This window comes from Mycobacterium sp. 852002-10029_SCH5224772, from assembly GCF_001667315.1.
In the GTDB taxonomy this organism is placed as follows: Bacteria; Actinomycetota; Actinomycetes; order Mycobacteriales; family Mycobacteriaceae; genus Mycobacterium.
The window spans coordinates 1-25,795 of record NZ_LZHT01000046.1 but is presented as its reverse complement, the minus strand read 5'-3'; the positions used below and the strand labels follow the sequence as shown (position 1 = coordinate 25,795).

Below are 25,795 nucleotides of genomic sequence, written 5' to 3'. Positions count from 1 at the left end.
GGTGGCGCCCATTGCGGCCGGTGACAGCGGACTGACCGGCGGGATTAGTGCGATTGCCCGGCGCCCCGCTGCAGCAGCTGCACGGGTTCGGCGTCGGGAGTTCCGAGCGTGGAAGCCAGCCACGGCAGCGCGGTGGCAAACGCCTGGGCCGCAAACGGCCAGTCGTGTTTACCCTCCTGGGTGACCACCGCACAGGCGATGCCGTGGGCGGTGCCGACCGCGCACAGCGACTTCGCGGCGGCGTCCTGGCCTTCGGGGTTGGCGGCTGGGTCGGCGCTGGACGCGGCCAGGGTGGGGCCGGCCTGTTCGGCGACGTTGCGTGTCTCCGACGAGACCGGCACCTCAAACCATCCCGACAGGTCCGTGTAGTGACCGTGCTTCGTCATGACGGTGACCGGGTCGAAGGCAGCCCACGCGGCCTGATCGCCGCCGAACAGCTTGGCGACGGATTGGTCTTTGGGGCCGACGTTGGGGCCGCGGTCGCCCGCGATGTCCACGAACGCGCTGAACAGATCGGGATGCATGACGGCCATGTCGACGGCGCAGGTGCCACCCATCGACCAGCCGGCGACGCCCCAGTTGGTGCGATCCCCGCTGACGCCGAAGTTCGACACCATGAACGGGATGACGTCCTTGGCCAGGTGATCGGCGGCGTTGCCACGGCTGCCGTTGACGCACTCGGTGTCGTTGTCGAATGACCCGGTCGGATCGACGAACACCAGCACCGGAGAGAACCCGTGATGCCCGGCGGCGAAGTTGTCGATGGCGGTGAAGGCGCCGCCGGGCCCCAGCCAGTCGGCCGGGGTGTTGAACGCCGAGCTGATCATCATGACGGCCGGTAGCCGGGGCGGGGGATTGCTGTTGAACCAGGCCGGAGGCAGATAGACCAACTCGCGGCGGTGGGCAAAGTGGGAGGCGGTGGCGTCGATGTCCACCGGCACCACCACGCCCTTGGTCGGCCTCGTTCCGGCGATCTGCATCTCGGTGACGCGCAGCCGATCGATCTGGTCGGGCAGCGGCACCGAGGTCAGTTGATTCCACGCGGCAAGCGCGGTGGGGAAGTAGCCCACCCAGCCATTCAGCGCCATGGCCGCGCACAGGACGCACAGCGGTATCGACAGCACGGCCAGCCCACGGCGCCACCAGCGCACGCCCCGCCAGCCCACCAGGAACACCGCGGCGGCCAGGCCGCTCATCGCGATCCACAACCACAGCGTCGTCGGCGCCGGGTCCCCGGCCACCCCGAGCGACGTGATGTACCAGCGCGACAGCACGGTCACCGCGACGGCCGCGATCAACGCCAGCGGCAGGACGCGCTTGAGCCAGCTGCGCGCGCGCCATTGGATCGCGACGATCAGCACGAGTAGGGCCAGGCCCTGCACGGCCGGCGGAAACCAGCCGTGCAGCAGGGACAGTTGCCCGAAGAACTGCTCCAACGGTCGTGACCTTTGCTAGATCGATCGCTGCGCGAGGGTGAGGGGATTGTCACTCGGCCGGTCGGGTCTGGGAAGACGGCGGCCGGACCCACTATCCCACACGATCGCGGCCCGCCGGCCGACCGTTGCCGTGCGGCTCACACGTCGGCGATGACGCTGGTGAACGAGCGCAGCCGCAGGCTGTTACCGACGACGAGGACGCTGGAGAGCGCCATGGCGGCGCCGGCCAGCATCGGGTTGAGCATGCCGAGCGCGGCGAGGGGGATCGCGGCGAGGTTGTAGCCGAAGGCCCACACCAGGTTGGTCTTGATGGTGGCCAGCGTCCGGCGGGAGAGCCGGATCGCGTCCACGGCCGCTCGTAGGTCGTCGCGGATCACGGTGAGGTCGGCCGCCTCGATCGCCACATCGGTGCCGGTGCCCATGGCCAGCCCCAGGTCGGCGGCGGCCAGTGCGGCGGCGTCGTTGACGCCATCGCCGACCATGGCGACCACCTTGCCCTCGGCTTGCAGACGTTTGACGGCCGCGACCTTGGCGGCGGGCATCGCGTCGGAGATCACCTGGGCGATGCCGAGCTCGTCGGCGACGCGGCTGGCGACCGTGTCGTTGTCGCCGGTGAGCAGCACCGGGGTCAGGCCCAGTGCTTTGAATTGCCGCACGGCTTCGCCGCTGAACGGTTTGACGGTGTCGGCGACCACCAGGATCCCCCGGGCCAGCCCGTCCCACCCGACCGCGACGGAGGTTTTGCCCTCGCCCTCGGCGCGGGCGCCGGCCGCCGACAGCGCGGCATCGAGGCGCAGCCCGCGCTCGGTCAGCAGGCGCGCGCGTCCGACGACGACTGCATGGCCGTCGACCGTGCCGTGCACGCCCATGCCGTGGACCCCGGTGAAGTCGTCGACCGCCGGGAGCGCGCCGAGTCGCGCCGTGGCGCCCCGCGCGATCGCCTGCGCGACGGGATGTTCTGAGGCGGCTTCGAGGGCCCCGGCGTAGCGCAACAGCGTGGCGCGGTCGATTCCGGCCCCGCCGATCACGTCGACCAGGGTCATCCGGCCGGTCGTGACGGTGCCGGTCTTGTCGAGCACGATCGTGTCGATCGTCCGGGTGGACTCCAGCACTTCGGGCCCCTGGATGAGGACGCCGAGCTGGGCCGCCCGTCCGGTGCCGACCAGCAGGGCGGTCGGAGTCGCGAGCCCCATCGCGCACGGGCAGGCGATGATCAGCACCGCGACGGCCGCCGTCAACGCCGTGGTGAGCGAGAAGCCCGCCGCGAGCCAGCCCACCAGGGTCGCCACCGCGAGCACCATCACGGCGGGCACGAACACGGCGGAGACGCGATCCGCGAGACGCTGCACCTGGGCCTTGCCGGACTGGGCGCGCTCGACGAGCTTGGCCATCTGCGCCAACTGGGTGTCGTCGCCAATCCCGGTGGCGCGCACGATAAGCCGGCCGCCGGCGTTGACGGTGCCGCCGATGACGGAGTCACCCTCGCCGACCTCGACGGGGACGGATTCCCCGGTCAGCATCGAGGCGTCCACGGCCGAGGACCCCGCGACGACGATCCCGTCGGTGGCGATCCTTTCACCGGGACGCACGACGAACTCGTCGCCGACCGCAAGCCGCTCGATCGGCAGACGGGTCTCGGTGCCGTCACGCAGGACCCCGACATCCTTGGCGCCCAGCGCGAGCAGTGCGCGCAGCGCGGTGCCGGCGGTGCGCTTGGCCCGCTTCTCGAAATACCGGCCGGCCAGGACGAACAGGGTCACGCCCGCGGCCACCTCGAAGTAGACGTGGCACGGGGTGTCGTCGCGTCCGATGGTCAGCTCGAAGTCGTGCTGCATGCCCGGTTGGGCGGCCGTCCCGACAAACAGCGCATAGAGGGACCACAGGAACGCGGCCAGGGTCCCGATCGAGACGAGGGTGTCCATGGTGGCGGCGCCGTGTTTGAGGTTGGTCCACGCGGCCGCGTGGAACGGGAGCCCGCACCACACGACGACCGGAGTGGTCAGGGCCAGCGATACCCAGTGCCAGTGGTGAAATTGCCACGCGGGAACCATGGCCATGGCGATCACCGGGCCGGCCAGCACGATCGCGGTGATCAGACGTCGGCGCAGCGACGTCAGCTCGGGGTCGCGCTCCGGCGAGCGTCGCGGCAGGGCGGCCGTGTAGCCGGCCTTTTCGATCTCGGCTATCAGGATCCGCGGGTCGTAGCCGGCGGGGGCGGTGACGGCTGCCTTCTCGGTCGCGTAGTTGACGGTGGCGGCGACGCCGTCGAGCTTGTTGAGTTTCTTTTCGATCCGGGCCGCGCAGGAGGCGCAGGTCATTCCGGTGATCTGGAGCTCGATAGGGGGTGTGGCCGGGTCGTGGCCGGTGGGCAGGGTGCCCTCGTCGATGTGTCGTGGGGGCGTGCTCATGCGACCAAGACGGCCTCGTAGCCGGCCTCGTCGACCGCGCCCAGGACGGCGTCCGCGTCGATGGGGCGCGAGCTGGTGACGACGAGGCGGCCGGTGTCGGCGCTGACCGTCACGCCGTCGACGCCGGGGATGCGCGCCACCTCGGTCTGGACGGCGGCCTCACAGTGCGCGCAGCTCATCCCGCTCACCCGATATTCGCTGGTGGGCATGCCGCTCCTTTTCGCTACCCCGCTGCAGGTCTTGACCCCACCATTCTGCCTGCTGGACGGTTGGGGCTACGGGCGCAGGTGCGATCCGCCGCCGGCCAGGCCGTCGGTCAGACGTACCCGACGCCGATGTCGACCGAAACCTGGGTTGCGGTGACCAATCTGGATTGGTCGCAGGCGAGCCAGGCCACGGCGTCGGCAATGTCCTCCGGCTGCGCGATGCCCTCGGGCAGCAGCGGTTTGTGCATGCCCCGCAGGTGGGGGTAGTCGTCGGCGGCCGCTTGCAGCGCTTCGCGCATCCGGCCGGTACCCATCGGGGTGGCGACCGCCCCGGGGTTGAGGCTGTTGACGCGAATGTTGTAGCGGCCGAGTTCGGCGGCGAACGCCCGGGCCATCCCGACCACGGCGTGTTTGCTTGCGGTGTAGTGGATCATGAACGACTGCATGTTGATGCCGGCCGCGGACCCGATCAGGATGACCGAGCCCCCGCGCCCGCCGTCGATGATGTGCCGCACGCCCGCCATCACGGTGTTCCAGGTGCCAATCACGTTGGTGTCGATGGTGTCTCGGAACGCCTGCGCGCTGATCTGATCCCAGGGCGCGGGGCTGCAGATCCCGGCGTTGGCGACGATGACGTCGAGCCGGCCCAGCTCTGCCACCGCGCTGTCCACGGCGGCGGTCAGGGCGTCCAGGTCGCGGATGTCGGCCTCGGCGGTGATGATCTTGCGACCGTTGGCGCTCACCAGCCGCGCGGTCTCGGCCAGGTCGTCGGGCGTGGGTGAGTCGTAGGGGACGCTCGGCGGCAGCGGACCGGCGAGGTCGACCGCAATGATGTCGGCGCCTTCGGCCGAAAGGCGCACGGCGTGTGCCCGGCCCTGCCCGCGCGCGGCGCCGGTGATCAGCGCGGCCTTTCCCGGGAGTGACTGGCTCATGTGAGGTGTGGGGTCCTTTCGATCGCGCGCGATCTGGTCGAGCGGGTGGGGCGTTCCAGCATCCGTATGAAGCTACCGCCGATCATGCCCAGCGCACAGACCGGGATTCGAAACACCTTGGAAAACAGCGCACTTCGCCGCACGGTCGCCATGCCGTCCACTGTCAACCGACTCGGAGGAAGTCTCCGAGCTGCTGGGCGAGGCGGGACGGGCTGTGGCGCGGGATCCGAACGTTCCTGAGCCGCAGACCCAGACGGGATTACGCTGCCGGATAGCGGAAAGGAGATTTTCAATGACCGTCACTGTTGTAGACCGGGGACCCCGCCAGGTGAGTCGCAGAGTCGAAGTGGCCGCGCCGGCGGCCGACCTCTATGCCATCGCCGCCGATCCGCGGCGGCACCACGAACTCGACGGGTCGGGCACGGTGCGCGACAACATCACCATGCCGCCGCAACTCCTTGAGGGCTCGAAGTTTTCGACGAACATGAAGATGTTCGGTCTGCCCTACCGCATCACCAGCACCATCACGGTACTGAAGCCGAACGAAGTGGTCGAATGGCGCCACCCGTTGGGTCACCGCTGGCGGTGGGAATTCGAGGCGCTCTCACCGACCCTGACCCTGGTCACCGAGACGTTCGACTACCGCGATGCCGGTGCGCTGAAGAACAAGCTGAAGTACTACGAGCGGATGGGATTCCGAAAAGCGAACGCCTCGGGTATCGAGGCGACGCTGACCAAACTGCGGGACCGCTACGCAGGGTGATCAGTCCGCCGGCGGATCGGCGGCGCCCCATCCGATGACACCGGACACCCAATGGCTGAGCTTCGAGGCCTCCTCGTTGCGGTGCAGATGGCGCGGGGGTGTCGCGTAGGTGGCGTACGGGCGGCACCGGATGACGACGCGGTTTTCGCGTTCGCACATCTCCTGGATGTTCGGGCGGGCATCGTCGCCGAGCGGCTGGCCCGACATTCGGCCGGCGACCGCCATCATCACGTCGACCGCCAGATCCCGGTCTTGTTCGACGGCGGCGTCTGCGTAGACCTGCAGGTAGGCGAACGGCCACCGTTCGTCGAGGACGCACAGGCTCACCTTGCCGTCGCGTGCGACGACGCGGGCTTTACCCCTGCCGGCCATCGTTGAGACGAGCAATTCGTCGGTGTCGGTGGGGATGTAGTACACGATCGACATGCCGGGGCCGTCGTGGCGGCGACGGTAGCCGAACACGCAGGTGCGATGGGTGCGCACGAATTCGCGGCGTTCGGAGGGAAGCATGTCGCGGTCGGTCGGAGCGGTGAAGGGCGCTGCGGCCAGGGGGAGGAGCATGACGAATTGTCCTTGTCGTCAAGGGTCTTGAAGCGACCGCCATTTATGGATACAGTGTCTTCGTAATGTCGGACGATGTCAACCGGCCCCCTCCGCGCCGATCCCGTGGCCGCCCGGCCCTGCCGGTGGACCGCATTGTGGGTGCGGCCGTCGACCTCCTCGACGAGCAGGGGGCCGACGCGCTGTCGATGCGGTCGCTGGCCCAGCGGCTGGAATCGGGCACCGCCACGTTGTACCGCCACTTTTCCAATCGATCCGAATTGGTGTCCCTGGTGATCGATCAGATCCTCGGCGAAGTCGAACTCGACGCGCGGGTGTTGGCCGCGTTGCCGTGGCAACAGGCCTGTATCACGTTCGCGCAACACATGTTTGACGCGTTGAGCCGGCATGGCAATGTCGCGCCGCTGCTGATCGAGTACGCGCCGACGGGGCCCAACGCGTTGGCCAATCGCGAGCGATGTCTGGCGGTCTTGCTGCACAACGGCTTTGCGCCGGCGGTCGCGGCCCACGCCTACGCCACGCTGGCCCGCTACGTGCTGGGCTTCGCGATCCAGCTACCCAGAGCGCCGGGGGACGGAGGTCAACACGACGAGGAACTCTCGGCGGCGTTTCATCGGCTCGATCCGGCGCGCTATCCCGCGACGGTCAGCGTGGCCGACGACCTCCCCGTCCCGTTGGCCGAGGAATTCGCTTTCGGATTGCGGCTCATCGTCGCCGGGCTCGAACGACTGCGGCAGTGAACGCTTTCGCTGCGTGAACCGTGGCTTTGGGTGGATGCCCGCGTCCGCGCGCCCGAAAGGACATTCCTCGATGAACGGAAACATGCTGAGCCGTTGCGGCCAACTCCTCGGTCGCTACGGACTGGTCGTCGTCCTGGCGTGGATCGGATTGGGCAAGTACGTGAAAATGGAAGCGCGCGTGCTCATCCAACACAGCCCTCTGATGAGCTGGCTCTACGACGTCTTCAGCGTCACCTTCGTCGCGCGCGCACTCGGAACGATGGAAATCGTTGCCGCCCTACTCATCGCGCTGCGGCCACTATGGCCGCGGGTCTCGGCGGCGGGCAGTGCGCTGGCGGTGGTGCTGTTCTTGGGCACGCTGAGTTTCCTGGTCACCACCCCCGGCGTGGTTATGACCCACGCCCACGGCGTCCCGGTGCTCTCCGCCCAACCCGGCCAGTTTTTGCTCAAAGACCTGGTGCTGCTCGGGGTTGCGCTGTGGACACTGGGCGATTCGCTGACGGCGGGCGCCATCGCACGGGCGTACCCTGCCTCCAACGATTGACTATATAGTCGTGGCCACGGAGAGGAACCCGAGTCCGTGACTGAGACCGTTGGCCAGGCCCTGGACGTCGACGCGCTACGACGCAGGTATGCCGAAGAACGCGCGCGTCGCTTACGCGCGGACGGCATCGCCCAATACGTGGAGATGGCGGGCGCATTCGCCCGATTCGCCGAGGACCCCTGGGCGAACGGCGACATCACCCGTGCGCCGCTCACCGACGAAGTCGACGTGGCCATCATCGGCGCCGGGTTCGGAGGGCTGCTGACCGGTGCGCGGCTGCGCCAGCTCGGCGTGCACAGCGTGCGGCTGATCGACAGGGCGGCCGACGTCGGCGGCACCTGGTACTGGAACCGCTATCCCGGAATAGCCTGTGACGTCGAGTCTTACGTGTACATGCCGTTGCTCGAGGAACTCGGCTACACCCCCACCGAAAAGTACGCCAAAGGTCCCGAGATTTTTGCACACTGCCGGCGCATCGCCCGGCATTACGACCTCTACCGCGACGCCTGCCTGCGGACAGACGTGCGGGAAATCCGTTGGGATGAAGTCGAATCGCGCTGGATCATCCGCACCGACCGGGGCGACGAAATGCGGGCCAGGTTTGTGTCCATGGCCAACGGCTACCAGGCCAAGCCCAAGTTGCCGGGCATCGACGGACTCGGTGCGTTCGGCGGGCATGCGTTTCACACGAGTCGTTGGGACTACGCCTACACCGGGGAGGCGTTGCAGAATCTGGCCGGCCGGCGCGTCGGCATCATCGGTACCGGCGCCACCGCAATCCAGTGCGTGCCGCACCTCGCCGCCGCGGCGGGGCGGCTCTACGTGTTTCAGCGCACGCCGTCATCGGTGGACGTGCGCGCCAATTGCGCCACGGATCTGCAGTGGGCCAGCACATTACAGTCCGGTTGGCAACGTGACCGGATCCAGAACTTTCAAATCCTCACCGCCGGAGGCCAGGCCGACGAGGATCTGGTCGCCGATGCGTGGACCAGCATCACCCGCAAGCTTCCGGTCATGCGTCACGACGGAGACGGCCTCGCCGATCCCGAACAACGCGGCCGCGACATCGAGCTGGCCGACTTCGCAAAGATGGACGAGATCCGTGCGCGGGTCGACGCGATCGTCACCGACCCCGCCACCGCCGAAGCGCTCAAACCGTGGTACGGCTACTTCTGCAAAAGACCCTGCTTCCACGACGAGTACCTGCAGACGTTCAACCGTGACAACGTCACGCTCGTGGACACCCGAGGCATAGGGTGCAGCACATCACCGAAACCGGCGTGGTGGCCGACGGGGTGACTTACGAACTCGACTGTCTGATCTTCGCAACGGGTTTCGAGGTCGGCACCGACCACTGTCGCCGCACCGGATTCGAGCTGATCGGCCGCGACGGCGTGACGCTGACCGAGCACTGGGACGACGGCGTCCGCACCTTCCAAGGTCTGTGCACGACCGGATTCCCGAACTGCTTCATCGAAAGCATCGCCCAGGCCGGCCTGACGGTGAACTTCCCGTATCTGCTCGATGTCCAGGCCACGCATGTCGCCTGGATCATTGCAGCCGCGCTCGGCGGCGGCATCACCGAAATCGAGCCCTCGCCGGGCGCCGAAGCCGCCTGGGTGGACACGGTGGTGGCCCGGTCGGCGGCGAGCGCGGAGCGCGCCAAGACCTGTACGCCGGGCTATTACAACCGGGAGGGAAAGGCCGACGCCAAGACCCGGCAGGGCAGCTTCTTCTTCGGCGCACCCACCGAGTACGCCGACATTCTGCAGCAATGGCGGGACGACGGCGACCTCGCCGGGCTGCTGGTCCGCCGCGGGCAGGACGGGCCGTGACAAGCCGAAAAGCCGAGTGGCTCTATGCCATTGGGCGCGTGCGGGCGGCGACGCGGCGGCGGTCGCCGAAGGTGGCGATCATCGGCGCGGGCTTCGGTGGTCTGGGAGCCGCGGTCGCGCTTCGGCGCGCCGGCGTCGACGACCTGGTGATCGTCGAGGCCGCCGACGGTGTCGGCGGTACCTGGCGACGCAATACCTATCCCGGCGCGGCCTGCGACATTCAAAGCCATCTGTACTCGTTCTCGTTCGCGCCCAACAGATCCTGGAGCCGCACCTACGCCCGGCAACCCGAGATCCTCGCCTACCTCGAATCGGTGGCCGACGAATTCGATCTGCGTCGCCACCTCATGCTCGACACCACGGTGCGCACCCTGCGCTGGAATCAGCACGCCCGTGCCTGGGAATGCCGGTTGGACCGCAACGGTAATTCCGCGACGTTGACCGCCGATGTCGTCGTGTGCGCGATCGGGCTGTTCGGTTCCGCTCGGCTGCCCGACATCGACGGCCTGACCCGGTTCACCGGCCCGGTCCTGCATACCGCGCAGTGGGATCATCAACTCGATCTCGCGGGCCGCAACGTCGCGGTGATCGGGACCGGCGCCAGCGGGGTCCAGGTGGTGCCCCAACTGGCGAAGACCGCCGGTCGCGTCACGGTCTTCCAGCGCACGCCGCCCTGGATGGTGCCCAAGGATGACCGTCCTTACAGCGCAACCGAATTGGCCCGATTCAGGCGCAGCCCGGTCGCGCTGCGGCGCACCCGCTGGCAGATCTGGAAATTTCAGCACGACAACACCGCGACCTTCGCCGACGACCCCGTGGTCACCGCGCGCACGCAGATCGCGACGTCGTTTCTGGATCGCACCGTCGACGACGAGCCGCTACGCCGGGCGCTGACACCCGACTACCCGTTCCGGTGTAAGCGAGTCTTGTTGGGCGACGACTATTACCGGGCGCTGCAGCGCGACAACGTCGAGTTGGTCACCGAGCCCATCGCGCGCATCGAGGAGGCGTCGGTGATCACCATGTCTGGGCGCGACATCGACACCGACATGGTTGTGCTGGCCACCGGCTTCGAGACGTCGCGCTACCTGTCCGGCATCGAGGTCATCGGCGTTGGTGGGCGTCGCCTGCATGACCACTGGGGTGACGATCCGAGCGCCTACCTGGGCGTGGCGGTCAGCGGGTTCCCGAACTTCTTCATGCTGTACGGCCCCAACACGAACCAGGGCGGCAACTCGATCGTCTACATCCTCGAGGCCGGGGCGCGCCTGGTCGCCAGCGCGGCGAGCCGGCTGGCGCGTCGAGGCGGATATCTCGATGTGCGTCCCGAGGCCGAAAGGCGGTTCAACGACCGACTTTCCGCGGACCTGGAACGCACCATCTGGACGCAGTGCGACAGCTACTTCCGCTCGCCCACCGGTCGGATCGTCACGCAATGGCCCTACACGGAGCTGGAATACGCGCGGCGGACGTGGCGGCTACGACGCCGAGAATGGATGCACCGCAGGTCCGCGCCATCGCGGGATGACGCGACGTCGGTCGATGGTGAAACACGATGTGCGCATTTATCTTCAGGCTGAGCTGGCCGCGGCGACCCTGGCCCGCTCGGTGATCGAGGCGATCACGCCGCCGTCGTTGAGGATGTCGGTGCCGGTGAGATAGCCGGCTTTGTCGCTGGCGCAGAAGGCGAGCAGCTCCGCCATTTCCTCCGGCTTGCCCCACCGCGGCACGGCGGCGTCGGCCACCATCGCGCCGGCTCCCGCCTGCTCCTCGAGCCGGCCCATCTCGGTGTCGATCGACCCCGGGGAGACCGAGACGATGCGCAGACCGCGCGCGTTGAAGCGCTCCGCCTGCGACTGGCTGTACCACTTCACGAAGCTCTTGCTCAGGGCGTAGGCGAGACCGGAGCGCGCCTCTTCGGGAGCGATGTTGCACGCCGCCATCATGGCGTCCATGAAGGCATCAGTGTCGGGGCCGTCGTCGAGCGCCAGCGGAAATTGGCTAGTGGGAATGATTTCCGCGGGCAACATGTGCGCCGCCATCGAGGCCACGTTGACGATCACCGTGCCCTCGCCGGCGCGCGCGTAGAACTCCTCGTCGACGTTGACGGTGCCGACCGCGTTGGTCCGCATGACGTAGTCGGCGGGGCCCATGCTCGGGCTGACCCCCGCGGTGTGGATGACGGAGGCGAGGGTCCCGAGGTCCGTGGCGGTGCCGAGCAGGTCGGCGACGGCTCGCCGGTCGGTGACGTCACAGTTCACGACCGTGGGAGTGATCCCGAGCTCGTGCAGGGTGGTGGCAGCGGACGTCAGCCGGTCTTGTCGGACGTCGCAGAGCACCACGGTGTGGTCGCGGCCGACGATTTTCGCGGTGGCCAGCCCCATCCCACCCGCGCCGCCGGTGATTACGGACACTCGATTCATACGTGGACCGTATACGGTGCTTGATCGTGGGGCGTTACGGGTCCGGCACCGGATGTAACGGGTGACCGGTATGGCGGACGGCCGTCCCGAAGAACGGCGCCCGGACGGTAGCGGCCAGGTGGCGCCGATAGTGGATCAGCGCGACGATGGCCACCGCCGTGTAGACACCGCAGAGCAGCAGCCGGCCCTGCGTCGAGACGATCGGGAACTGCACGATGAACAATCCCAACAGCGCCAACGCCGCGCCCCGGTGGAAACGCAGTCCCAGGATCAGCGCCACGCCCATCATCGTCTGGGTCGCGGTGAGCAGCATCTCCTCCACCTGGCGGGAGTCGAGGTACAGGGAGAACCCGCCGCCACCGAGCAGGTGGGCGATCGGCAACGACCCGATCAGCAGGGTCCACTGGTTGACCTTGGAGGAGATCAGCGTGGCGATGGCCGCCGTGCCCTTGCCGCGGGTGGCGAAAATGGTCGCGATGATGAACTCGGGCGCTTCGGAGGCCAGCGGGGCCAGCCACTGAACGAGCAGGAATCGGTCGACGCCCAGTTCGGTACCCGCGGCCACCAAGTTGTCGGCAAACGGCTTGGCGCACAGCAGAATCACCGCGCCTGAGGCAACGAAGAGGCCGACCACGGCAATGCGCCGGCGGGCATCGGGCAGTTCGCCCAACGCGGCGGCGGTGCCAACCAGATCGGGCTCTTCGACTTCGCCGTGGCCGATCTTGTACAGGTAGAACCCGAACCAGGCCAGCAACGCCAGCCCGAGCCCGAAATGGATCTCGCCGCTGGCCGGTACCGCGAACGCGATGATGCCCGCGATCAACAGGAATCCCAGCTCGACGCGGTTTGCTGGCTCCAGTGTCAAACCGGTGGGTTTCGCCGATCCCGACTTGCGCGCCACCAGGATGCTGACTAGCACGACGACGGGCCAGCCGAGGCCCATCAGCAGCCGGTTGGATCCGGTCATGTTGGCCGCGGCGTACTGCGTGTATTCGGTGTTGTGGCCGGACACGTACGCGTAGTACAGGTCGACGGCGTATTCGGGCAGGACCGCGATCAATGCGAGCAGCGCCGTCGCCAGGCCACCGGACACATCGATCTGGGCGGCCTCCGCGGCCCACGCCAGCAAGAAGCTGGCCGCCACCACCGCGGCCCCGAAGATCAGCAGGGCGGCCACCGCGCCGACATGCAGACCGGCGATCCGGATGACTACGGCCGGGGCGACGAATGCGCCGGTGATCAACCCCGAACGGGTCAGGGTGCGGCGCCGCCACTGCGCCGTCATCGTGACGTCGGCAGCGGGCCTGTCTACGGCGAGCATCGTCATCCTTCGCGGGGAGCGGCGATCGGGTGGTGGGTACTTCGGCTCGGTTGCCGTGGCGAACTGAGTACCCAAGCTACGCGTGCCCCACACCCCTCAGCAACGCGGTGGGTGGGCAAAGTCCGCGATGTGCCCGAGCCTATATTTGCTGACCAGTGAGCCATGTGAGTAGAAGTTAGGGTGACCTGATTTCCAACTTTGGCAAACCTCGCCACGAGTAGTACGACGCGCAGCGAACGGCTCGGGTTCCCGCGAGACCCCGCGAGACCCCCGCTAGGCCCCCCGCTGTCCTAGGGGCCCATGGCCGCGGCGGCGGCCTGGGCGAAGAGCTCGACGGCCTGGTTGCGGCTCAGCGACGCGAGTAGCTGCGCGGCGGCGCGCATGGTGTCGCCGACCATCAAGGTCGGGCCGTTGCCCAGGTTATCGAAGGCCTCGGCGATGACGTCGGACACGGCCACCGCGTCCGACGGCGCCTCGTCGGGCGAGCCGAGCTGGCCGCGGCTGTATTCGAGCGCGCGCAGGGCGGGTGTATTGGTCTTGCCCAGGATGAGGCCCAACACGTCGACGCCCTTGCCGTGCAGTTCGGACCACAACGCCTCGGCGAAGACCATGTCGAAAGCCTTGGAGGCGCCGTAGGCGACCATGTTGGGCCCACCGGCCAATCCCGCACCGGAACCGAAGAGGACGATGCCGCCGCTGCCCCGCTCCACCATCGCGGGCGCGAAGTGGTGGCACAGCTGCATGGGCACCATGCAGTTGCGTTGGACCATCGTCTCGGCGGCCTCGATCGAATTGGCAAGAAACGGTGTGAAGTTCGGGTCGGCACCCGCGCAGTAGACGAGCATTCCGATCTCCAGGTCAGCGGTGGCGGCGGCGATCGCCGACGCGGCGCCCGGCTGCGCGAGATCGATGGCGACAGTGCGGGTTTGCGCCGACGTCTTGTTCTCGATCCCGGCCGCGACGCGGTCGAGAACGCTTTGGCGGCGGGCGAGGAGAACAACGTTGACGCCGCGTTCGGCCAGTTCTTCGGCGAACGCCGCACCCACGCCATCGGACGCGCCGGCCACCAGCGCCCACGGCCCGTACTTCGTCGCGAACGTCATGTGACTACTCCCGCTCCCTTATTGACCGAAGGTGGCGACGCGCACCTGGGTGAACCGGCGTTGCGCAATGCGCCAGCCAGCGGCGGTCCGCACGATCTCGTCGTCGTAGAAGCCCCACGCGTTTACGCCGGCTTGGTTGTCACCAAACATGATCACCGCGTCGACATAGGTTCGGGCAGAAGCTTTGTCGCCGTCGACAGCGATGACCTGGTTGGATAGCCGATGCAGGGTATGACCCGCCATCGCGTGCGTCTTGTCCATGAAGTCGGTGACTTCGTCCACACCCCGCCAGCGGCCGATCTCGCCATAGTCGAGTTCGCAGTCATCGGTGAACACCGTGCGAAACAGCGGCCAGTCGCGCCGGTCGATCCCGGTGGCATAACGCACCAGCAGGTCCGAAATGTCTTGCCGGTCATCTCTTTCGCTCATGAGCGATCTCCGTTCGGACGGACGATGATCCGGGGCGGACCGTCGGACCTGCGAGCCAGCTCGAGGGCGTCGGGCACCTCGTCGAGGCCGATGGTCTTACCGACGCTCGGTAGCGGGTCCAGCCGCCCCGACGCGATCGCGTCGAGGGTGCCGTACCAGTCCTGCGGATGCGGCCCGCCGCCGAACTGGATGGTCACCCCTTGGCGGGTGGCGGTGGTGATGTCGAGGGTGTCGCCGGTGTACCAGCCTCCCGCACAATAGATTCGAGTACCCATCTCGGCGGACTCGACCAACTTCTGGATCAGCCCGGGCGCGCCGACGCATTCGAAGACCACGGCGGGCCCGGGCAATCCGCGCTGCGCGCGAACGTCGTTGAACGCCTCGAACGGGGACTTCTCGCCTGGGTCGACCACGACATGCGCGCCGAAACGGTCGCGGGCCAGTTCGCGCCGGTCGGATTTGTAGTCCGCCACGATGATGGGCTCGATGCCGCGGCTGACCAGGGCGGCGACGGCCGAAAGCCCGATCGCCCCCGCGCCGATGACGACGGCGACCTCTCCCTGTTGCAGCCGCGCTGACCGCACGTAGAACTCGCCGACGGCGAACGCGTCGGTCAACGCGACGGCGTCGCTGGACACGTCACCGGGGATCGGCTTGGCCGCCACCTCCGAAACCACCAGCAGCTCACCGAAACTGCCTTGGGCTTCGGGGTGTTGACCGATGATGCGCATTCCGCCGGCCCCGCCGTCGACCAGCCGCACCGGCATGGCGGTCACGCGCGTTCCGACGGCGAACTGGTCGGTGCAGCCGGGTCCGTGCCCGATGACCTCACCCACGAATTCGTGACCGAGCACGAGGTCGCGCTCGGTGTCGTACAGCGAGCGGCCCGTCGGGTCGTCGATGGCAAGCTCGGGGTGGTCCATGAAGTGCACGTCGGACGCGCAGATCGCGGTGCTCAACGTGCGCAACAACAACTCACCCTGGCCGGGCTTCGGATCCGGCGTCTCGCGGACCTGCAGCCGACCGTGTCGCAACACCACCGCGCGCAAATGGCTTACTTTCTCGAATAGTCGATATAGGATCTCGAATGTTCGTACAACTGTAGAAATCTCGTAGTGGAGGAGTCAAGCGATTCGCGGATCGACGTCAGCGCCGACCGCGCGGGTGCTCGATGTGGTCGAGCTGCTGGCGCGGTCGGGAAACGCGCGGTTGCGGTTCTCCGACGTGGTGCGCGAGCTCGAGCTCACGCAGGCGACGGCGCACGCCATCCTCAAAACGTTGTGCGACCGTGGGTGGGCCAGTCGCGATCCGATCGCGAAGACGTTTGCCCTGGGGCCCGCGCTCGCGGTGGTGGCCGCCCGCACCGACACCGCCCGCCCGCTCGCGCACGGGGCGCGTTCGGCGGCGCTGCGCCTGTCCCGCAAAGTCGGCTACGCCTGTTCGGTAGTCGAGAAGTTCGGGGATTCCCTGGTGGTCACCGCCTTTGAGGGCGAGCCCGCCACCCAGCCGTCGGGAATTCCGGGTGATCGCATCCCGTACGCGCCGCCGTTCGGCGTCGCGATGGCGGCCTGGGACACCGAGGAGGAACAACGTGCCTGGATCCGCCGGGGCGCGGGCAGCAATGGCGACCGCACGCAGCGCCTGCAACAGGTGCTCGCACACACGCGGGAACGGGGATTCGACGTCGACTGGACGACACCCGCGCTGGCACAGGCGGTCCAGGTGGTCGGCACCTTGGACAGCAGCGAGATGCCGACGCCGGTGCGTCACATCATGGACCAACTGCTTGTCGAGTTCACCACCATCGGCTTCCTTTCCGACGACAACCCCGGCCGCCGCAAACAACCCGTGGTGACCATCGCCGCACCGGTCTTCGATGAGCAGCGACGCGTTTCGTTGATGGTGGCCGTGCACCCGCTGTGCGCGCTGAGCGCGCGGCAGATCCGGGACATCGGGCAGCACCTGACCGACGAGACGACGGCACTGAGCGGATCGCAACCACCACCGGCGGGGTAGCCTCGCCTCAGGCGAAAAGTCGTGGCGCATAAGGCCGCGCTTCTGACGCGCGCCCTCTTGCGCGGTCGGCCACCCGCGGTCGATGATCGGCCATGCCCAAAGAACGCGGCCTCAATCGATGGGAGCTGGTTACCTGCGCGTTCGCGGGCCACGTCACCTATGCGCCCGACGAGCACGCGCTCGCCGAACGGCTGAGCGGCTCCACCGGGCTGGGCGAGGTATGGCGCTGCCTGCGGTGCGGCGAATACACCGTCGGCCCGCCGCACGGGCGCGGCCATGCCGAGGATGCGCCGATGATCATGCGCGGCAAGGCCTTACGCCAGGCCATCATCATCCGCGCGCTAGCGGTGGAACGGTTGTTCCGTGCGGTAGTGATTGTGCTGGCGGCCTACGCGGTGTGGACATTTCGCGGAGCGCGGGGCGCCATTCAGGCCACCCTCGACCGGGACCTGCCGATTTTCCGCGCCGCCGGCTTCAAGGTCGACCAGGTGACCATCGTGCACGAGCTGGAGAAGGCGCTGGCCGCCAAGCCGTCCACCCTGGCGTTGCTGACCCTGATGCTGGCCGGGTACGCACTGCTGGAGGTCGTCGAAGGCGTCGGCCTGTGGCTGCTGAAGCGCTGGGGCGAATACTTCGCGGTGATCGCCACCTCGGTCTTCCTGCCGCTGGAGATCTACGACCTGGCCAGGGGCATCACGATGACCCGGGTGGTGACCTTCACCATCAACGTCGCCGCGGTGATCTACCTGCTGATCTCCAAACGCCTGTTCGGCCTGCGCGGCGGGCGCGCGGCCTACGACGAGGAACGACGCGGCGAGCAGTTGCTCGACGTCGAGCGGGCCGCGACGAGGACCTGAACCTCAGGCCAGGTTCCTATTCCGGGGCCTGCCTGGGATGAATGAAAATGCCCTCGGCTTCCACGGTGACGCCATGCTCGTCGGCCAGGTGACCGACGGCGAAAGTCTTGACGCCCTCGACACGCTCGACATGAGCCTGGGCCCGCAGCGGCCGTCCCAGCGCCGTGGGGCGCCGGTATCGCAGGGTCAGCGTGCCGGTGAACGCGGGCTTGTCGGGCTGGTGTGCGGTCGCGCCGAGCACATGGTCGAGCACCAGCGCGCACACACCGCCGTGCACGGTGTCCGGTGGGCCCTCGTAGGCCGCGCCCAGAACGAACTCCGACCACACCAGACCGTCGGGTTCATGATGGATGACCAGCGGCGGTGCGATCGGGTTACGCAGGCCGACCACGGCGTTGCCCCACGCGATGGTCTGGCCGTCGGGATTCCGGTGCACGCCGAACGGCCCGGGCTTCAACGACTCGCTTAATTCCGCTGCGGCACTGTCGATCCTGGACGTAGCCGCCGCTACCGCCGCGGGGTCGGCGTCGGTGCGGATGCTGATGTCGATGAGCCGGCGGAGCGATTCGGTCAGCGGCGCGTAGACCGACTCGAGCGCGCTGAAATCGATGCAGGGCGTTTGGTCATGCATCTTCGCAACTTAACTCAGGTGTCCACCCAGCGGGCAACGCCCCTCGGAGTATCCGGCCGCCCGGGCATACTGCTTTGGGAACGGAGGAGTCCAATGGGAACCTATGCGATCACCGGATCGGCTTCCGGGATGGGGCGCGAGACCGCGCAGCGCCTCCGCGACGGCGGGCACAACGTCATCGGTGTGGACATCAAGGACGCCGACATCGTCGCCGATCTGTCGACGCCACACGGGCGTAACGAGGCCGCCGAGCGCGTCATGGCCGCAGCGGGCGGCAAGCTCGACGGCGCCGTGCTGGCGGCCGGTCTGGGCCCCAGCCCCGCCCCGGATCGTGTTCGCCAGATCGCCCAGGTCAACTATTTCGGGGTCGTTGAGCCGCTACTCGCCTGGCGGAATGCACTGGCCGCCGCCGAGCGTGCCAAAGTCGTTGTCGTCGCCAGTAATTCGACGACGACGATACCGGCGGTGCCGCGCCGAGCCGTGAAAGCGCTGCTCGCGCACGACGCCGGTAAGGCGTTGCGTTCGGTGCGGCTGTTCGGGCCGGCCGCGCCGACCATGATGTACGGGGCCTCGAAAATCGCCGTCAGCCGTTGGGTGCGGCGACACGCCGTGCTGCCCGAATGGGCTGGGTCAGGCGTGCGCCTCAATGCCCTGGCGCCCGGTGCGATCATGACTCCGCTTCTGGCCGAACAGTTGTCGGACCCACGACAGGCCAAGGCAGTGCGGTCGTTCCCGGTTCCGGTCGGCGGCTTCGGCGACCCGGGCCACATGGCCGACTGGATGTGCTTCATGCTGTCGGACGCCGCCGATTTCCTGTGCGGCAGTGTCATATTCGTTGACGGCGGCACCGACGCCTACTTCCGTTCCGACAACTGGCCGGCGGCGCTGCCGGCGCGCCACGTCTTGGGGTACCTACGTCGGTTCAGGCGCTTTCGCTAAGTCCTGCTGTTGTGTGGCTTTCGTTGCACCTCGAATGTGCGTTATCCCACAGTGCGACTTTTCGTGATGTTCACCTCGGCGCGGCGTCTCCGCAGAACAGCTGTGGTGCAATTGAATGAATCGGCGCACGGCCGAAAAGACAAAGGATCAACTGTGGTCACACTTCCGTCCTGGGTAAGCCAGGGCCCCGCCAACCTCGAGATGGTCGCGCCGCTCAAGGCGCGCGCCTGCGAGGCGTTGTATGCGGCGCTCGGAAGCAAGCGGCGCCCGGCGTCCGCCGGGCCGCGCATCATGTCCAGAGGCGTCGAACGCTGCTGACGCCAGGTCGGGCAGACTGGCCCAACGGTGCATGAATACGCGAAGCATGACGACTACTGGAACCACAACTCCGTTTATCACCGCTGGCTGATTGATATCGCCGCGCGTCATCGCGGCGATGTCCTCGACGTCGGGTGCGGGGAAGGGCTGCTGGCTCAGCGGTTAGCTGCGGTGTCCCGCAGCGTCGTCGGCATCGACGCCGACCCGATCTCGGTGTGGCGCGCGGCGCAGCGACTCCAGCCCCTCGGCAACGCCGCGGTGGAACACGTGCGGTTTGAACACCTCGATGAGGACGAGCGGCGCTACGACCTGATCACGTTCGTGGCCAGTCTGCATCACCTACCGCTGCGGGATGCGCTGCGCAAAGCGCGTCAAATGCTGCGGCCCGCAGGGCAACTGGCCGTTGTCGGGCTGTCCGCCAACAAGAGCATTGCCGACTGGGTGTGGTCCGGGCTGTGCATGCCGGTGGCGCGAGCCGGGGGGCTACTGCATCGCGAGACCCGCGACATCGGCGTGCCCGTTGCCGATGCCCGGGAGGGCCTCGATGAGATCCGGTGCGTGGCCGCCGACGTCTTGCCCGGGGCTGTGATCCGGCGGGGTCTCTATTACCGCTACCGTCTACTGTGGCGAAGCCGCTGAGCCCGTTGACTTTTCGCGTTCGCGGCGGCGCGCCCGGGACGCCCGCAGATTGACGGCGTTGCCGCATGTCTTGACGTCATGCCAGACCCCGCTGTTGTTCTTCGAGCGGTCGTAGAACGTCGACCCGCAACGGTGGTTGTGGCAGCGCTTGATCCGCCGCCAGGTGTCGGCATGCTGGCTCAGCAGGATCTCGCCCCACAGCGCGGAGGCCAACCACCGCCAACCCCCGCCGCTGGGATCAAGCCGCACCTCACCGGTATCGGACAGCGCGAACGAGGCGACAACGCCGTGGGCGCCCCGCGGGCTCGGCGGTTCGCCGTCCACCATCCGCTCGATAGTGGCCCGCACCGCGCGAAGCCTGCCCAGATCCGCCTTATCCAGCGCCGGCGGCGACGCGGCCACGCCGCGCACCGACGACCATGCCCGCACCGCGCCGGCGGCCCACTCGTGCGCCAGCTCCGGGTCGCCCAGCAGGTCCGGGCCGTACCCGCCGATGCCCCTCGTGTTGAGGAAATCCTGTACCAGGCCCAGGCCTCCGGGCGCCGCGGCGCAGCCGTATCGCTGTGACGCAACCCACGGTGATGACATAGGCAAATACTACTTGACTGCGTCGCTAGGGACAACTAGCTTGACGTAAGCAAAATACTTTTGCCTCAGTCAAAGGAGCAGGATTATGGTCAACGTCAAGGGATCGACGGTAGTGGTCACCGGCGGACAGCGCGGTCTCGGCACGGCCATCGTTGCCGAGTTGTTGGACAGGGGCGCGGCGAAGGTCTACGCGACGGCGCGGGTGCCGAAGCCCAGCCAGGACCCCCGGGTGATCAGCGTCGAATTGGACGTCACCCAGCCGGATTCGGTGGGCGCGCTGGCGGCCAGGGCAACCGACGCCGACATCGTCATCAACAATGCCGGCGTTCTCGGCGCCCGGACCCTGCTCGACAGCGACATCGACGAGGTGCGAGCGGTCTTCGAGACGAACTACTTCGGCGCGCTGCGCGTCGCCAAGGCGTTCGCACCCGTCCTGGCCGACAACGGCGGTGGCGCCCTTGTCGACGTCGCCTCGATCCTGTCCTGGATGCCCGGATCCGGTGCGTACGGCGACTCCAAGGCGGCGCTGTGGTCGATGACGAATTCCCTGCGCATCGAACTGGAGAAGCAGGGAACGCTGGTGGTTGCCGCGCATCTCAGCTTCATCGACACTGACATGACCTCCGGCTTCGACGCGCCCAAGAACGACCCACGCCAGGTGGCGCGCGTGATCGTCGACGGCATCGAGGGGGACGACGCGGAGGTACTGGCCGACGACGCCACCCGCTACCTCAAGGCGGCGTTGTCCGGACCGGTGGAGGCGCTGCCCCGGATGCCGTGAACGCCCGGACGCTGCAGTTCTGCGCGAAGACGGACTGCCCACCGCGGAAAGTGACCACCGCGGTGGGCGGCCCGCCGTGTTTGGATAGCGGTATGTCGGAAGTTGAAGGCGTTGTGAGCGCCACCCGCGTGATGTCGGCCAATGCCGCCCGTATCTTCGAGCTGATCGCCGACCCGTCGCGCCAGCCGAGCTGGGACGGCAACGACAATCTGGCGTCGTCGGCTCCCGGTCAGCGTGTGCGTCGGGTGGGCGACGTCTTCAAGACGACACTGACCAATGGTGCGGTGCGCGAGAACCACGTCACCGAATTCGTGGAAGGCAGCAAAATCGCTTGGTGCCCAGCCGAACCCGGCAAGCAGCCGCCCGGCCATCTGTGGCGCTGGGAGCTCAGCCCGGTCAATGCCGAGCTGACCACGGTGACCCATACGTACGACTGGACGGCGCTGACCGACGCCACCCGTCTCGAGCGCGCTCGTTCGATGACGGTGGACATGTTGCGCGAGTCGATGGATCGGCTCGCCATGCTGGCGCAGAGCGCCGACTGACAGGCCGCCGAAAAAAATCAGCCCTTCTTGGCGCGCACCCACTGAAACGTGCCAAGGTTCTTGACCCGCACGCTGGCAAATCCGTTGTCTTCCAAGGTGTCGCCGATCTCGTCGTCGTCGAACGCGTGCGCCCCGACATTCGGCAGCATCCGCCAATACCGGGCCAGTCGCCCGGCTGTCGGGACCATGACGGCCAGCCTGCCACCGGGCCGCAGCACGCGCGCGATCTCGGCGAGCGCGGCCTTGGGGTCCGGAACCAGCTGCAGCACGGCCGTCGACACCGCCGCGTCGAAGGTGTTGTCGCGCAGCGGAAGCCGTTGCGCATCGGCCTTGATGAAGCCGACCTGCGGGCCGGCCTCATTGCGGACGGCGCGGGCCAGCATGGGCTCGGAGATGTCGACGCCGAGGGCCAGTCCGTCCGGGCCGGCAGCCCGTGCCAGCGACGCGGTGACGTTGCCCGGTCCCGAGCCGACGTCCAGCGCGATACCGCCTGGCGGGATGTGCAACCACTCGAGCGGCAGTTGCCAGGCGCTGATCCACTGGCGGGCAACGGCCTGGGCGTTGTCGTAGAGCATCGACCCGACTGTCGACGCCCACGCGGCCTGAATCGGGCCCGTGTTCTTCCCGACGCCATGGTCAACCGAGCCGGCGCCGAGCAGGTCGAGATAGCCGCGGCTCACGTCGGGATTCGCCGGCGGATCGATGAGCAGCTCTAGCGCTCGCTGGAGCGCGGGTGGCAGCGAGATGTGCACGTCGGTCATGCGTACTCCTTCGATCAACTGCCAAGCTGAACGCCAGAACTCGCACAGTGGGTTTGGCGAAGATTCCCCCGTTGGGCAGCCTACGCCGGGGAGTGACCGGCTACCGCCGGACGGCGGTGGTGCCGGTTAGCGGCCGATGATCGGCACCAGATAGCGGGCGGCGTACTCGCGCACCGCTGCCGGGTCGGAGGTGTCGAGCCGGTCGGTGGGAAAGACGATGATGCCGAGCGCGACGCGCAGCAGGACGTCGGCGATGTTGTCCAGGTCGGTCTCGGACATGTGGGCGCCGCACCGCCGCAGGGTATGGGCGATCCCGTCGGCGAACCGGCGAATCGGGAAGACGTGCGAGCGGGAGAACATGCCGAACAGCTCCGGCTCGCTTTCGGCGATCCGCGAATACAGCGGTGAATCCTGCACCAGGCGCACCCCGAGCGCGAACGCCTCGATGACGGCCTCTTGCGGGTCACACCCCGCCGTGGCCTGATCCAGCGTGCTGAAGAAGAGTTCGGCCTCGCGCCGCACCACATGTCCGATCAGCTTCTCCTTGGTCGGAAAACGGCGGTAGATGGTGCTGCGGCTGACCCCGGCCCGGGCGGCGACGTCGTCGATATTGGCCCGACGCACGCCGTAGGTCTCGAACACGCCGCGCGCCGTGTCCAGGATGGTGCGATCTAGGTCGGTGAGCGCTTCGGCAGAAGCAGAGATAGCGGCAGAGCCCGGTTCGGACTGCATGATTGGCGGCATCGTATCAACTCCATGGCGCGGTTCATCGCTGCCATTTCGGCGGCGGCAAGCCGAGCGGTCCCACCGGCGATGTGCAATGCCATCGGGCGGTTGCTAGGCTTTGGAACAAAGATACGACTTTGTGTCACTGGTTCACAATGCTCCGCCGGGGTTCGGCGCAGCCGCGTGCCATGAGGAGGTGGGCATGACCGCCCAGAACGACGAGCTCGCCGGCGTGAGCATGGGGTCGCGGTTCGACAGCGGCGTGCGCGAGGCCGTGCCCATGCCCACCGACCGACCGGACTGGTCGACCGGGGACGAAACCTCACCGCGCCTGGGCCCCGATTCGTTGATCTGGAAGTTTTACGGAGACAACCGAACCCAGCTCTTCGGATTCCAGCGCACCGCCGGGGTCGAGAACTGCATCGAGCAGCTTGCGCAGGGTGTCCTGGATCACTCCGTGATCTTCAGCGACACCCTGGGCCGGGCCAAGCGGACCGCGCCTCCCCTGATGAACACCATCTACTCCGAGGACCCCCACGGATGGGGCCGCAAGGTGCGCGACTTCCACAAGACGATCAAGGGCACCATCAGCGACGGCTCGAGGTATCACGCGCTGAATCCGGAGCTGTTCTACTGGGCCCACGCCAGCTTCGTCGACCAGGTCATCTACAACACCGACATGTTCATCCGCCGGCTGTCGCACGCCGAGAAGGAGCAAATCTTCAACGAGGGCAAGGTGTGGTACAGCCTCTACGGCGTCAGCGACCGCGGGCAGCCGCAGACCTACGACGACTTCGTGGCTTACTGGGATGAGATGCTCGACCGGTTCGTGCCGCACAAGACCGTGCTGTATGGCACCGGCTACATCCGCAAAGGCATCCCGGGTCCACGCTGGATGCCCAAGCCGATCTGGAGCGTGGTGTCGGCGCCGCTGAACGCCTATACCCGCCTGGTCGTCGTCGGGACGCTGCCGCCGCAGATGCGGCAGGTGTGCCAGCTACGGTGGGACGCCAAGAAGGAGAAGCGATTCCAGCGGCTCGCCGCGTTCATCCGGGCCCTCAATCCGCTGATCAACCGGCTCCCCGTCAAGGTGCTCTACACCCCCTGGGCGGCCGAGGCGTGGGGCCGCGCGGGCGTCGACCCGCGCGGGCTGCACAACCGCGCCGCGTCATAATCAGGTCTCCGGCGGGCTGGTCCTCGCCGCAGCGCAGCAGTGACACCGCGCGGGCGTATAGGGCATCGTGGGTTAGCCGGCTTCGCAATGGGGCATTCCGCAACGTCGGTCGGGTGGGCCGGTCGAGCGAATCCGAAGGAGAACCGCGATGCAGATGACGGGCAACACCGTTCTGGTCACCGGCGGTGGCAGCGGAATCGGTCGCGGTCTGGCCGAATCTTTTCACCGGCTGGGCAACCAGGTGATCATCGCCGCCCGGCGCAGCGACCAGCTACGGGCCGTCGCAGAGGGCAACCCGGGCATACAAACCCTGTCGCTCGATCAAGGCGATGCCGCCGACATCCGGCGATTCGCCACCGAGGTGACCGACCACTACCCGGACCTCAACGTGGTGATCAACAACGCCGGCATTCAGCGGGTCGAGGATCTCACCAGCGGCAATGTCGGCCTGGCCGAGCAGTCCGTTGCGATCAATCTGCTGGGCCCCATGCGGCTGACCTCGTCCTTGCTGCCGGCGCTGCTGCGCAAACCACACGCCACGATCGTCAACGTCACGTCCGGTCTGGCGTTCATGCCCAGCGCGCTCACACCGACCTACTGCGCCTCCAAGGCCGCGCTGCACTCCTACACCGAATCGCTGCGGTTCCAGCTGCGCGACACCTCGGTCCAGGTGATCGAGATCATTCCGCCGCACGTGCGCACCGCCCTGCAGGGCGAGCGGGGATTCGACCCCCGGGCGATGCCACTCGACGAGTACATCACCGAGACGATGACGCTGTTGCAGACGCAGCCACAGGCCAACGAGATCGTGGTGGAGCGCGTCAAGATGTTCCGCTATGCCGAGCGTGACGGAACTTATGACGACATCTATCCCCGGTTCAACGAGACGATCACCGCCATGTTCGGCAGCTAGGGCCGTTCCCTGAACGTCGCGGGTCCAAAGACGAAATTCCGTGTGACACGGGGCAATAAAACCCCATCAGCCGGTCAGCCGCTATTCTCCGAAACCTCCGTGCGGCGACGCGACCGACATTGCGCCCGGCCCGCCCGTGCCGAGGTGGCTGGAGGCGAAGGCGACGCCTTTGTCGATGATGGAGCCGTCGTCGGCGTAGGTGTCGT

At 67.5% G+C, this 25,795-nt stretch carries 27 protein-coding genes and 2 pseudogenes; 14 read left to right on the top strand and 15 right to left on the bottom strand.

The genetic code is table 11. The annotated features are described in order from the left end of the window. Nucleotides 1-44 precede the first annotated feature (44 nt). From A5775_RS10465 to A5775_RS10450, 4 genes are all read right to left on the bottom strand, one after another. Nucleotides 45-1,436, bottom strand: coding sequence for an alpha/beta hydrolase family protein (locus tag A5775_RS10465; protein ID WP_067251583.1), 1,392 nt, complete (start codon nt 1,434-1,436; stop codon nt 45-47). A 137-nt stretch (nt 1,437-1,573) separates the two neighbouring features. Continuing rightward, entirely contained in the window at nt 1,574-3,844 is a 2,271-nt protein-coding gene (locus A5775_RS10460) for a cation-translocating P-type ATPase (RefSeq protein WP_067251581.1), read from the bottom strand. After that, nucleotides 3,841-4,053, bottom strand: coding sequence for a heavy-metal-associated domain-containing protein (locus A5775_RS10455; RefSeq protein ID WP_067251578.1), 213 nt, complete (start codon nt 4,051-4,053; stop codon nt 3,841-3,843). Before A5775_RS10455 ends, A5775_RS10460 begins: the two co-directional genes overlap by 4 nt. A 107-nt stretch (nt 4,054-4,160) precedes the next feature. Then, on the bottom strand, nt 4,161-4,982 hold the full coding sequence (locus A5775_RS10450; RefSeq protein ID WP_067251576.1) for a mycofactocin-coupled SDR family oxidoreductase: 822 nt from the start codon (nt 4,980-4,982) through the stop codon (nt 4,161-4,163). Between the two features lie 292 nt (nt 4,983-5,274). On the opposite strand from A5775_RS10450, the gene A5775_RS10445 reads away from it, so the two are divergent. Beyond that, nucleotides 5,275-5,745 carry an SRPBCC family protein gene (locus A5775_RS10445; RefSeq protein WP_067251573.1) on the top strand — a complete coding sequence of 157 codons (471 nt, stop codon included), beginning with the start codon at nt 5,275-5,277 and terminating at the stop codon, nt 5,743-5,745. Here A5775_RS10445 and A5775_RS10440 read toward each other — a convergent pair whose 3' ends face one another. After that, entirely contained in the window at nt 5,746-6,306 is a 561-nt protein-coding gene (locus A5775_RS10440; protein WP_067251571.1) for a pyridoxamine 5'-phosphate oxidase family protein, read from the bottom strand. Between the two features lie 65 nt (nt 6,307-6,371). On the opposite strand from A5775_RS10440, the gene A5775_RS10435 reads away from it, so the two are divergent. The 4 genes and pseudogenes from A5775_RS10435 to A5775_RS10420 all read left to right on the top strand — a co-directional run bounded on the left by A5775_RS10435 (nt 6,372) and on the right by A5775_RS10420 (nt 11,005). Beyond that, the gene (locus A5775_RS10435) at nt 6,372-7,046 is read left to right on the top strand and encodes a TetR/AcrR family transcriptional regulator (RefSeq protein WP_067251569.1); all 675 of its coding nucleotides are present in this window, start codon (nt 6,372-6,374) and stop codon (nt 7,044-7,046) included. 70 nt (nt 7,047-7,116) lie between these two features. Then, nucleotides 7,117-7,590, top strand: a complete 474-nt coding sequence (locus A5775_RS10430; protein WP_067251707.1) for a YkgB family protein — start codon at nt 7,117-7,119, stop codon at nt 7,588-7,590. 36 nt (nt 7,591-7,626) lie between these two features. After that, nucleotides 7,627-9,425: pseudogene (locus tag A5775_RS10425) on the top strand (flavin-containing monooxygenase). Then, the gene (locus A5775_RS10420; protein ID WP_067251567.1) at nt 9,422-11,005 is read left to right on the top strand and encodes an NAD(P)/FAD-dependent oxidoreductase; all 1,584 of its coding nucleotides are present in this window, start codon (nt 9,422-9,424) and stop codon (nt 11,003-11,005) included. Before A5775_RS10425 ends, A5775_RS10420 begins: the two are co-directional and overlap by 4 nt. Here the strand turns inward: A5775_RS10420 and A5775_RS10415 are convergent. The 5 genes from A5775_RS10415 to A5775_RS10395 form a co-directional block, all read right to left on the bottom strand. Further along, nucleotides 10,997-11,848: an SDR family oxidoreductase gene (locus A5775_RS10415; RefSeq protein WP_082952958.1), complete on the bottom strand. Its 852-nt coding sequence runs from the start codon at nt 11,846-11,848 to the stop codon at nt 10,997-10,999. The two genes, A5775_RS10420 and A5775_RS10415, sit on opposite strands and share 9 nt — an antisense overlap. A gap of 34 nt (nt 11,849-11,882) precedes the next feature. Further along, complete coding sequence (locus A5775_RS10410; RefSeq protein WP_067251563.1) at nt 11,883-13,175, bottom strand: sodium:proton exchanger; 1,293 nt, start codon at nt 13,173-13,175, stop codon at nt 11,883-11,885. Between the two features lie 284 nt (nt 13,176-13,459). Next, entirely contained in the window at nt 13,460-14,272 is an 813-nt protein-coding gene (locus tag A5775_RS10405) for an SDR family NAD(P)-dependent oxidoreductase (RefSeq protein ID WP_067251561.1), read from the bottom strand. Between the two features lie 18 nt (nt 14,273-14,290). Next, nucleotides 14,291-14,701, bottom strand: coding sequence for a nuclear transport factor 2 family protein (locus tag A5775_RS10400; RefSeq protein ID WP_067251559.1), 411 nt, complete (start codon nt 14,699-14,701; stop codon nt 14,291-14,293). Further along, entirely contained in the window at nt 14,698-15,741 is a 1,044-nt protein-coding gene (locus A5775_RS10395) for a zinc-binding dehydrogenase (protein WP_067251705.1), read from the bottom strand. Before A5775_RS10395 ends, A5775_RS10400 begins: the two co-directional genes overlap by 4 nt. 124 nt (nt 15,742-15,865) lie before the next feature. Here A5775_RS10395 and A5775_RS10390 point away from each other — a divergent pair, with 124 nt between their 5' ends. Both A5775_RS10390 and A5775_RS10385 read left to right on the top strand, forming a co-directional pair. After that, entirely contained in the window at nt 15,866-16,717 is an 852-nt protein-coding gene (locus A5775_RS10390; RefSeq protein WP_067251557.1) for a helix-turn-helix domain-containing protein, read from the top strand. A 92-nt stretch (nt 16,718-16,809) separates the two neighbouring features. Then, complete coding sequence (locus A5775_RS10385) at nt 16,810-17,574, top strand: DUF2127 domain-containing protein (RefSeq protein ID WP_067251555.1); 765 nt, start codon at nt 16,810-16,812, stop codon at nt 17,572-17,574. 16 nt (nt 17,575-17,590) lie between these two features. Here A5775_RS10385 and A5775_RS10380 read toward each other — a convergent pair whose 3' ends face one another. Beyond that, a complete protein-coding gene (locus A5775_RS10380; RefSeq protein WP_067251553.1) occupies nt 17,591-18,205 on the bottom strand; it encodes a PaaI family thioesterase in 615 nt (204 codons plus the stop codon). Nucleotides 18,206-18,298: 93 nt separating this feature from the next. On the opposite strand from A5775_RS10380, the gene A5775_RS10375 reads away from it, so the two are divergent. The 3 genes from A5775_RS10375 to A5775_RS10370 all read left to right on the top strand — a co-directional run bounded on the left by A5775_RS10375 (nt 18,299) and on the right by A5775_RS10370 (nt 20,101). Next, nucleotides 18,299-19,144 carry an SDR family oxidoreductase gene (locus tag A5775_RS10375; protein WP_067251550.1) on the top strand — a complete coding sequence of 282 codons (846 nt, stop codon included), beginning with the start codon at nt 18,299-18,301 and terminating at the stop codon, nt 19,142-19,144. A 153-nt stretch (nt 19,145-19,297) separates the two neighbouring features. Then, nucleotides 19,298-19,462 (top strand): hypothetical protein, encoded by a 165-nt coding sequence (locus tag A5775_RS25640; protein ID WP_197512492.1) that lies wholly within the window; start codon nt 19,298-19,300, stop codon nt 19,460-19,462. Nucleotides 19,463-19,489: 27 nt separating this feature from the next. After that, nucleotides 19,490-20,101, top strand: coding sequence for a bifunctional 2-polyprenyl-6-hydroxyphenol methylase/3-demethylubiquinol 3-O-methyltransferase UbiG (locus A5775_RS10370; RefSeq protein WP_067251549.1), 612 nt, complete (start codon nt 19,490-19,492; stop codon nt 20,099-20,101). Here the strand turns inward: A5775_RS10370 and A5775_RS10365 are convergent. Continuing rightward, on the bottom strand, nt 20,081-20,626 hold the full coding sequence (locus A5775_RS10365; protein WP_067251702.1) for a CGNR zinc finger domain-containing protein: 546 nt from the start codon (nt 20,624-20,626) through the stop codon (nt 20,081-20,083). The genes A5775_RS10370 and A5775_RS10365 overlap by 21 nt on opposite strands. Nucleotides 20,627-20,774: 148 nt before the next feature. On the opposite strand from A5775_RS10365, the gene A5775_RS10360 reads away from it, so the two are divergent. Both A5775_RS10360 and A5775_RS10355 read left to right on the top strand, forming a co-directional pair. Further along, a complete protein-coding gene (locus A5775_RS10360) occupies nt 20,775-21,470 on the top strand; it encodes an SDR family oxidoreductase (protein ID WP_067251548.1) in 696 nt (231 codons plus the stop codon). A gap of 92 nt (nt 21,471-21,562) precedes the next feature. Beyond that, nucleotides 21,563-22,015 (top strand): SRPBCC family protein, encoded by a 453-nt coding sequence (locus tag A5775_RS10355; RefSeq protein ID WP_067251700.1) that lies wholly within the window; start codon nt 21,563-21,565, stop codon nt 22,013-22,015. A gap of 17 nt (nt 22,016-22,032) precedes the next feature. Here the strand turns inward: A5775_RS10355 and A5775_RS10350 are convergent, their stop codons facing one another. Next, a complete protein-coding gene (locus A5775_RS10350; RefSeq protein WP_067251545.1) occupies nt 22,033-22,776 on the bottom strand; it encodes a methyltransferase domain-containing protein in 744 nt (247 codons plus the stop codon). A 126-nt stretch (nt 22,777-22,902) separates the two neighbouring features. Beyond that, entirely contained in the window at nt 22,903-23,508 is a 606-nt protein-coding gene (locus A5775_RS10345) for a TetR/AcrR family transcriptional regulator (RefSeq protein WP_067251698.1), read from the bottom strand. 196 nt (nt 23,509-23,704) lie between these two features. Between A5775_RS10345 and A5775_RS10340 the strand changes: the two genes are divergently transcribed. Continuing rightward, nucleotides 23,705-24,676 carry an oxygenase MpaB family protein gene (locus tag A5775_RS10340; protein WP_197512490.1) on the top strand — a complete coding sequence of 324 codons (972 nt, stop codon included), beginning with the start codon at nt 23,705-23,707 and terminating at the stop codon, nt 24,674-24,676. Nucleotides 24,677-24,824: 148 nt separating this feature from the next. Continuing rightward, entirely contained in the window at nt 24,825-25,589 is a 765-nt protein-coding gene (locus A5775_RS10335) for an SDR family oxidoreductase (protein WP_067251540.1), read from the top strand. 81 nt (nt 25,590-25,670) lie between these two features. Here the strand turns inward: A5775_RS10335 and A5775_RS10330 are convergent. Next, nucleotides 25,671-25,795, bottom strand: a pseudogene (locus A5775_RS10330) (cutinase family protein); the annotation flags it as partial.

Coding starts and splice junctions, on each gene's coding strand:
- A5775_RS10460 (WP_067251581.1), bottom strand. CDS start 3,844: ATGAGCACGCCCCCACGACACATCGACGAGGGCACCCTGCCCACCGGC.
- A5775_RS10455 (WP_067251578.1), bottom strand. CDS start 4,053: ATGCCCACCAGCGAATATCGGGTGAGCGGGATGAGCTGCGCGCACTGT.
- A5775_RS10450 (WP_067251576.1), bottom strand. CDS start 4,982: ATGAGCCAGTCACTCCCGGGAAAGGCCGCGCTGATCACCGGCGCCGCG.
- A5775_RS10445 (WP_067251573.1), top strand. CDS start 5,275: ATGACCGTCACTGTTGTAGACCGGGGACCCCGCCAGGTGAGTCGCAGA.
- A5775_RS10440 (WP_067251571.1), bottom strand. CDS start 6,306: ATGCTCCTCCCCCTGGCCGCAGCGCCCTTCACCGCTCCGACCGACCGC.
- A5775_RS10435 (WP_067251569.1), top strand. CDS start 6,372: ATGTCGGACGATGTCAACCGGCCCCCTCCGCGCCGATCCCGTGGCCGC.
- A5775_RS10430 (WP_067251707.1), top strand. CDS start 7,117: ATGAACGGAAACATGCTGAGCCGTTGCGGCCAACTCCTCGGTCGCTAC.
- A5775_RS10415 (WP_082952958.1), bottom strand. CDS start 11,848: ATGAATCGAGTGTCCGTAATCACCGGCGGCGCGGGTGGGATGGGGCTG.
- A5775_RS10410 (WP_067251563.1), bottom strand. CDS start 13,175: ATGACGATGCTCGCCGTAGACAGGCCCGCTGCCGACGTCACGATGACG.
- A5775_RS10405 (WP_067251561.1), bottom strand. CDS start 14,272: ATGACGTTCGCGACGAAGTACGGGCCGTGGGCGCTGGTGGCCGGCGCG.
- A5775_RS10400 (WP_067251559.1), bottom strand. CDS start 14,701: ATGAGCGAAAGAGATGACCGGCAAGACATTTCGGACCTGCTGGTGCGT.
- A5775_RS10385 (WP_067251555.1), top strand. CDS start 16,810: ATGCCCAAAGAACGCGGCCTCAATCGATGGGAGCTGGTTACCTGCGCG.
- A5775_RS10380 (WP_067251553.1), bottom strand. CDS start 18,205: ATGCATGACCAAACGCCCTGCATCGATTTCAGCGCGCTCGAGTCGGTC.
- A5775_RS10375 (WP_067251550.1), top strand. CDS start 18,299: ATGGGAACCTATGCGATCACCGGATCGGCTTCCGGGATGGGGCGCGAG.
- A5775_RS10360 (WP_067251548.1), top strand. CDS start 20,775: ATGGTCAACGTCAAGGGATCGACGGTAGTGGTCACCGGCGGACAGCGC.
- A5775_RS10355 (WP_067251700.1), top strand. CDS start 21,563: ATGTCGGAAGTTGAAGGCGTTGTGAGCGCCACCCGCGTGATGTCGGCC.
- A5775_RS10350 (WP_067251545.1), bottom strand. CDS start 22,776: ATGACCGACGTGCACATCTCGCTGCCACCCGCGCTCCAGCGAGCGCTA.
- A5775_RS10345 (WP_067251698.1), bottom strand. CDS start 23,508: ATGCAGTCCGAACCGGGCTCTGCCGCTATCTCTGCTTCTGCCGAAGCG.
- A5775_RS10340 (WP_197512490.1), top strand. CDS start 23,705: ATGACCGCCCAGAACGACGAGCTCGCCGGCGTGAGCATGGGGTCGCGG.
- A5775_RS10335 (WP_067251540.1), top strand. CDS start 24,825: ATGCAGATGACGGGCAACACCGTTCTGGTCACCGGCGGTGGCAGCGGA.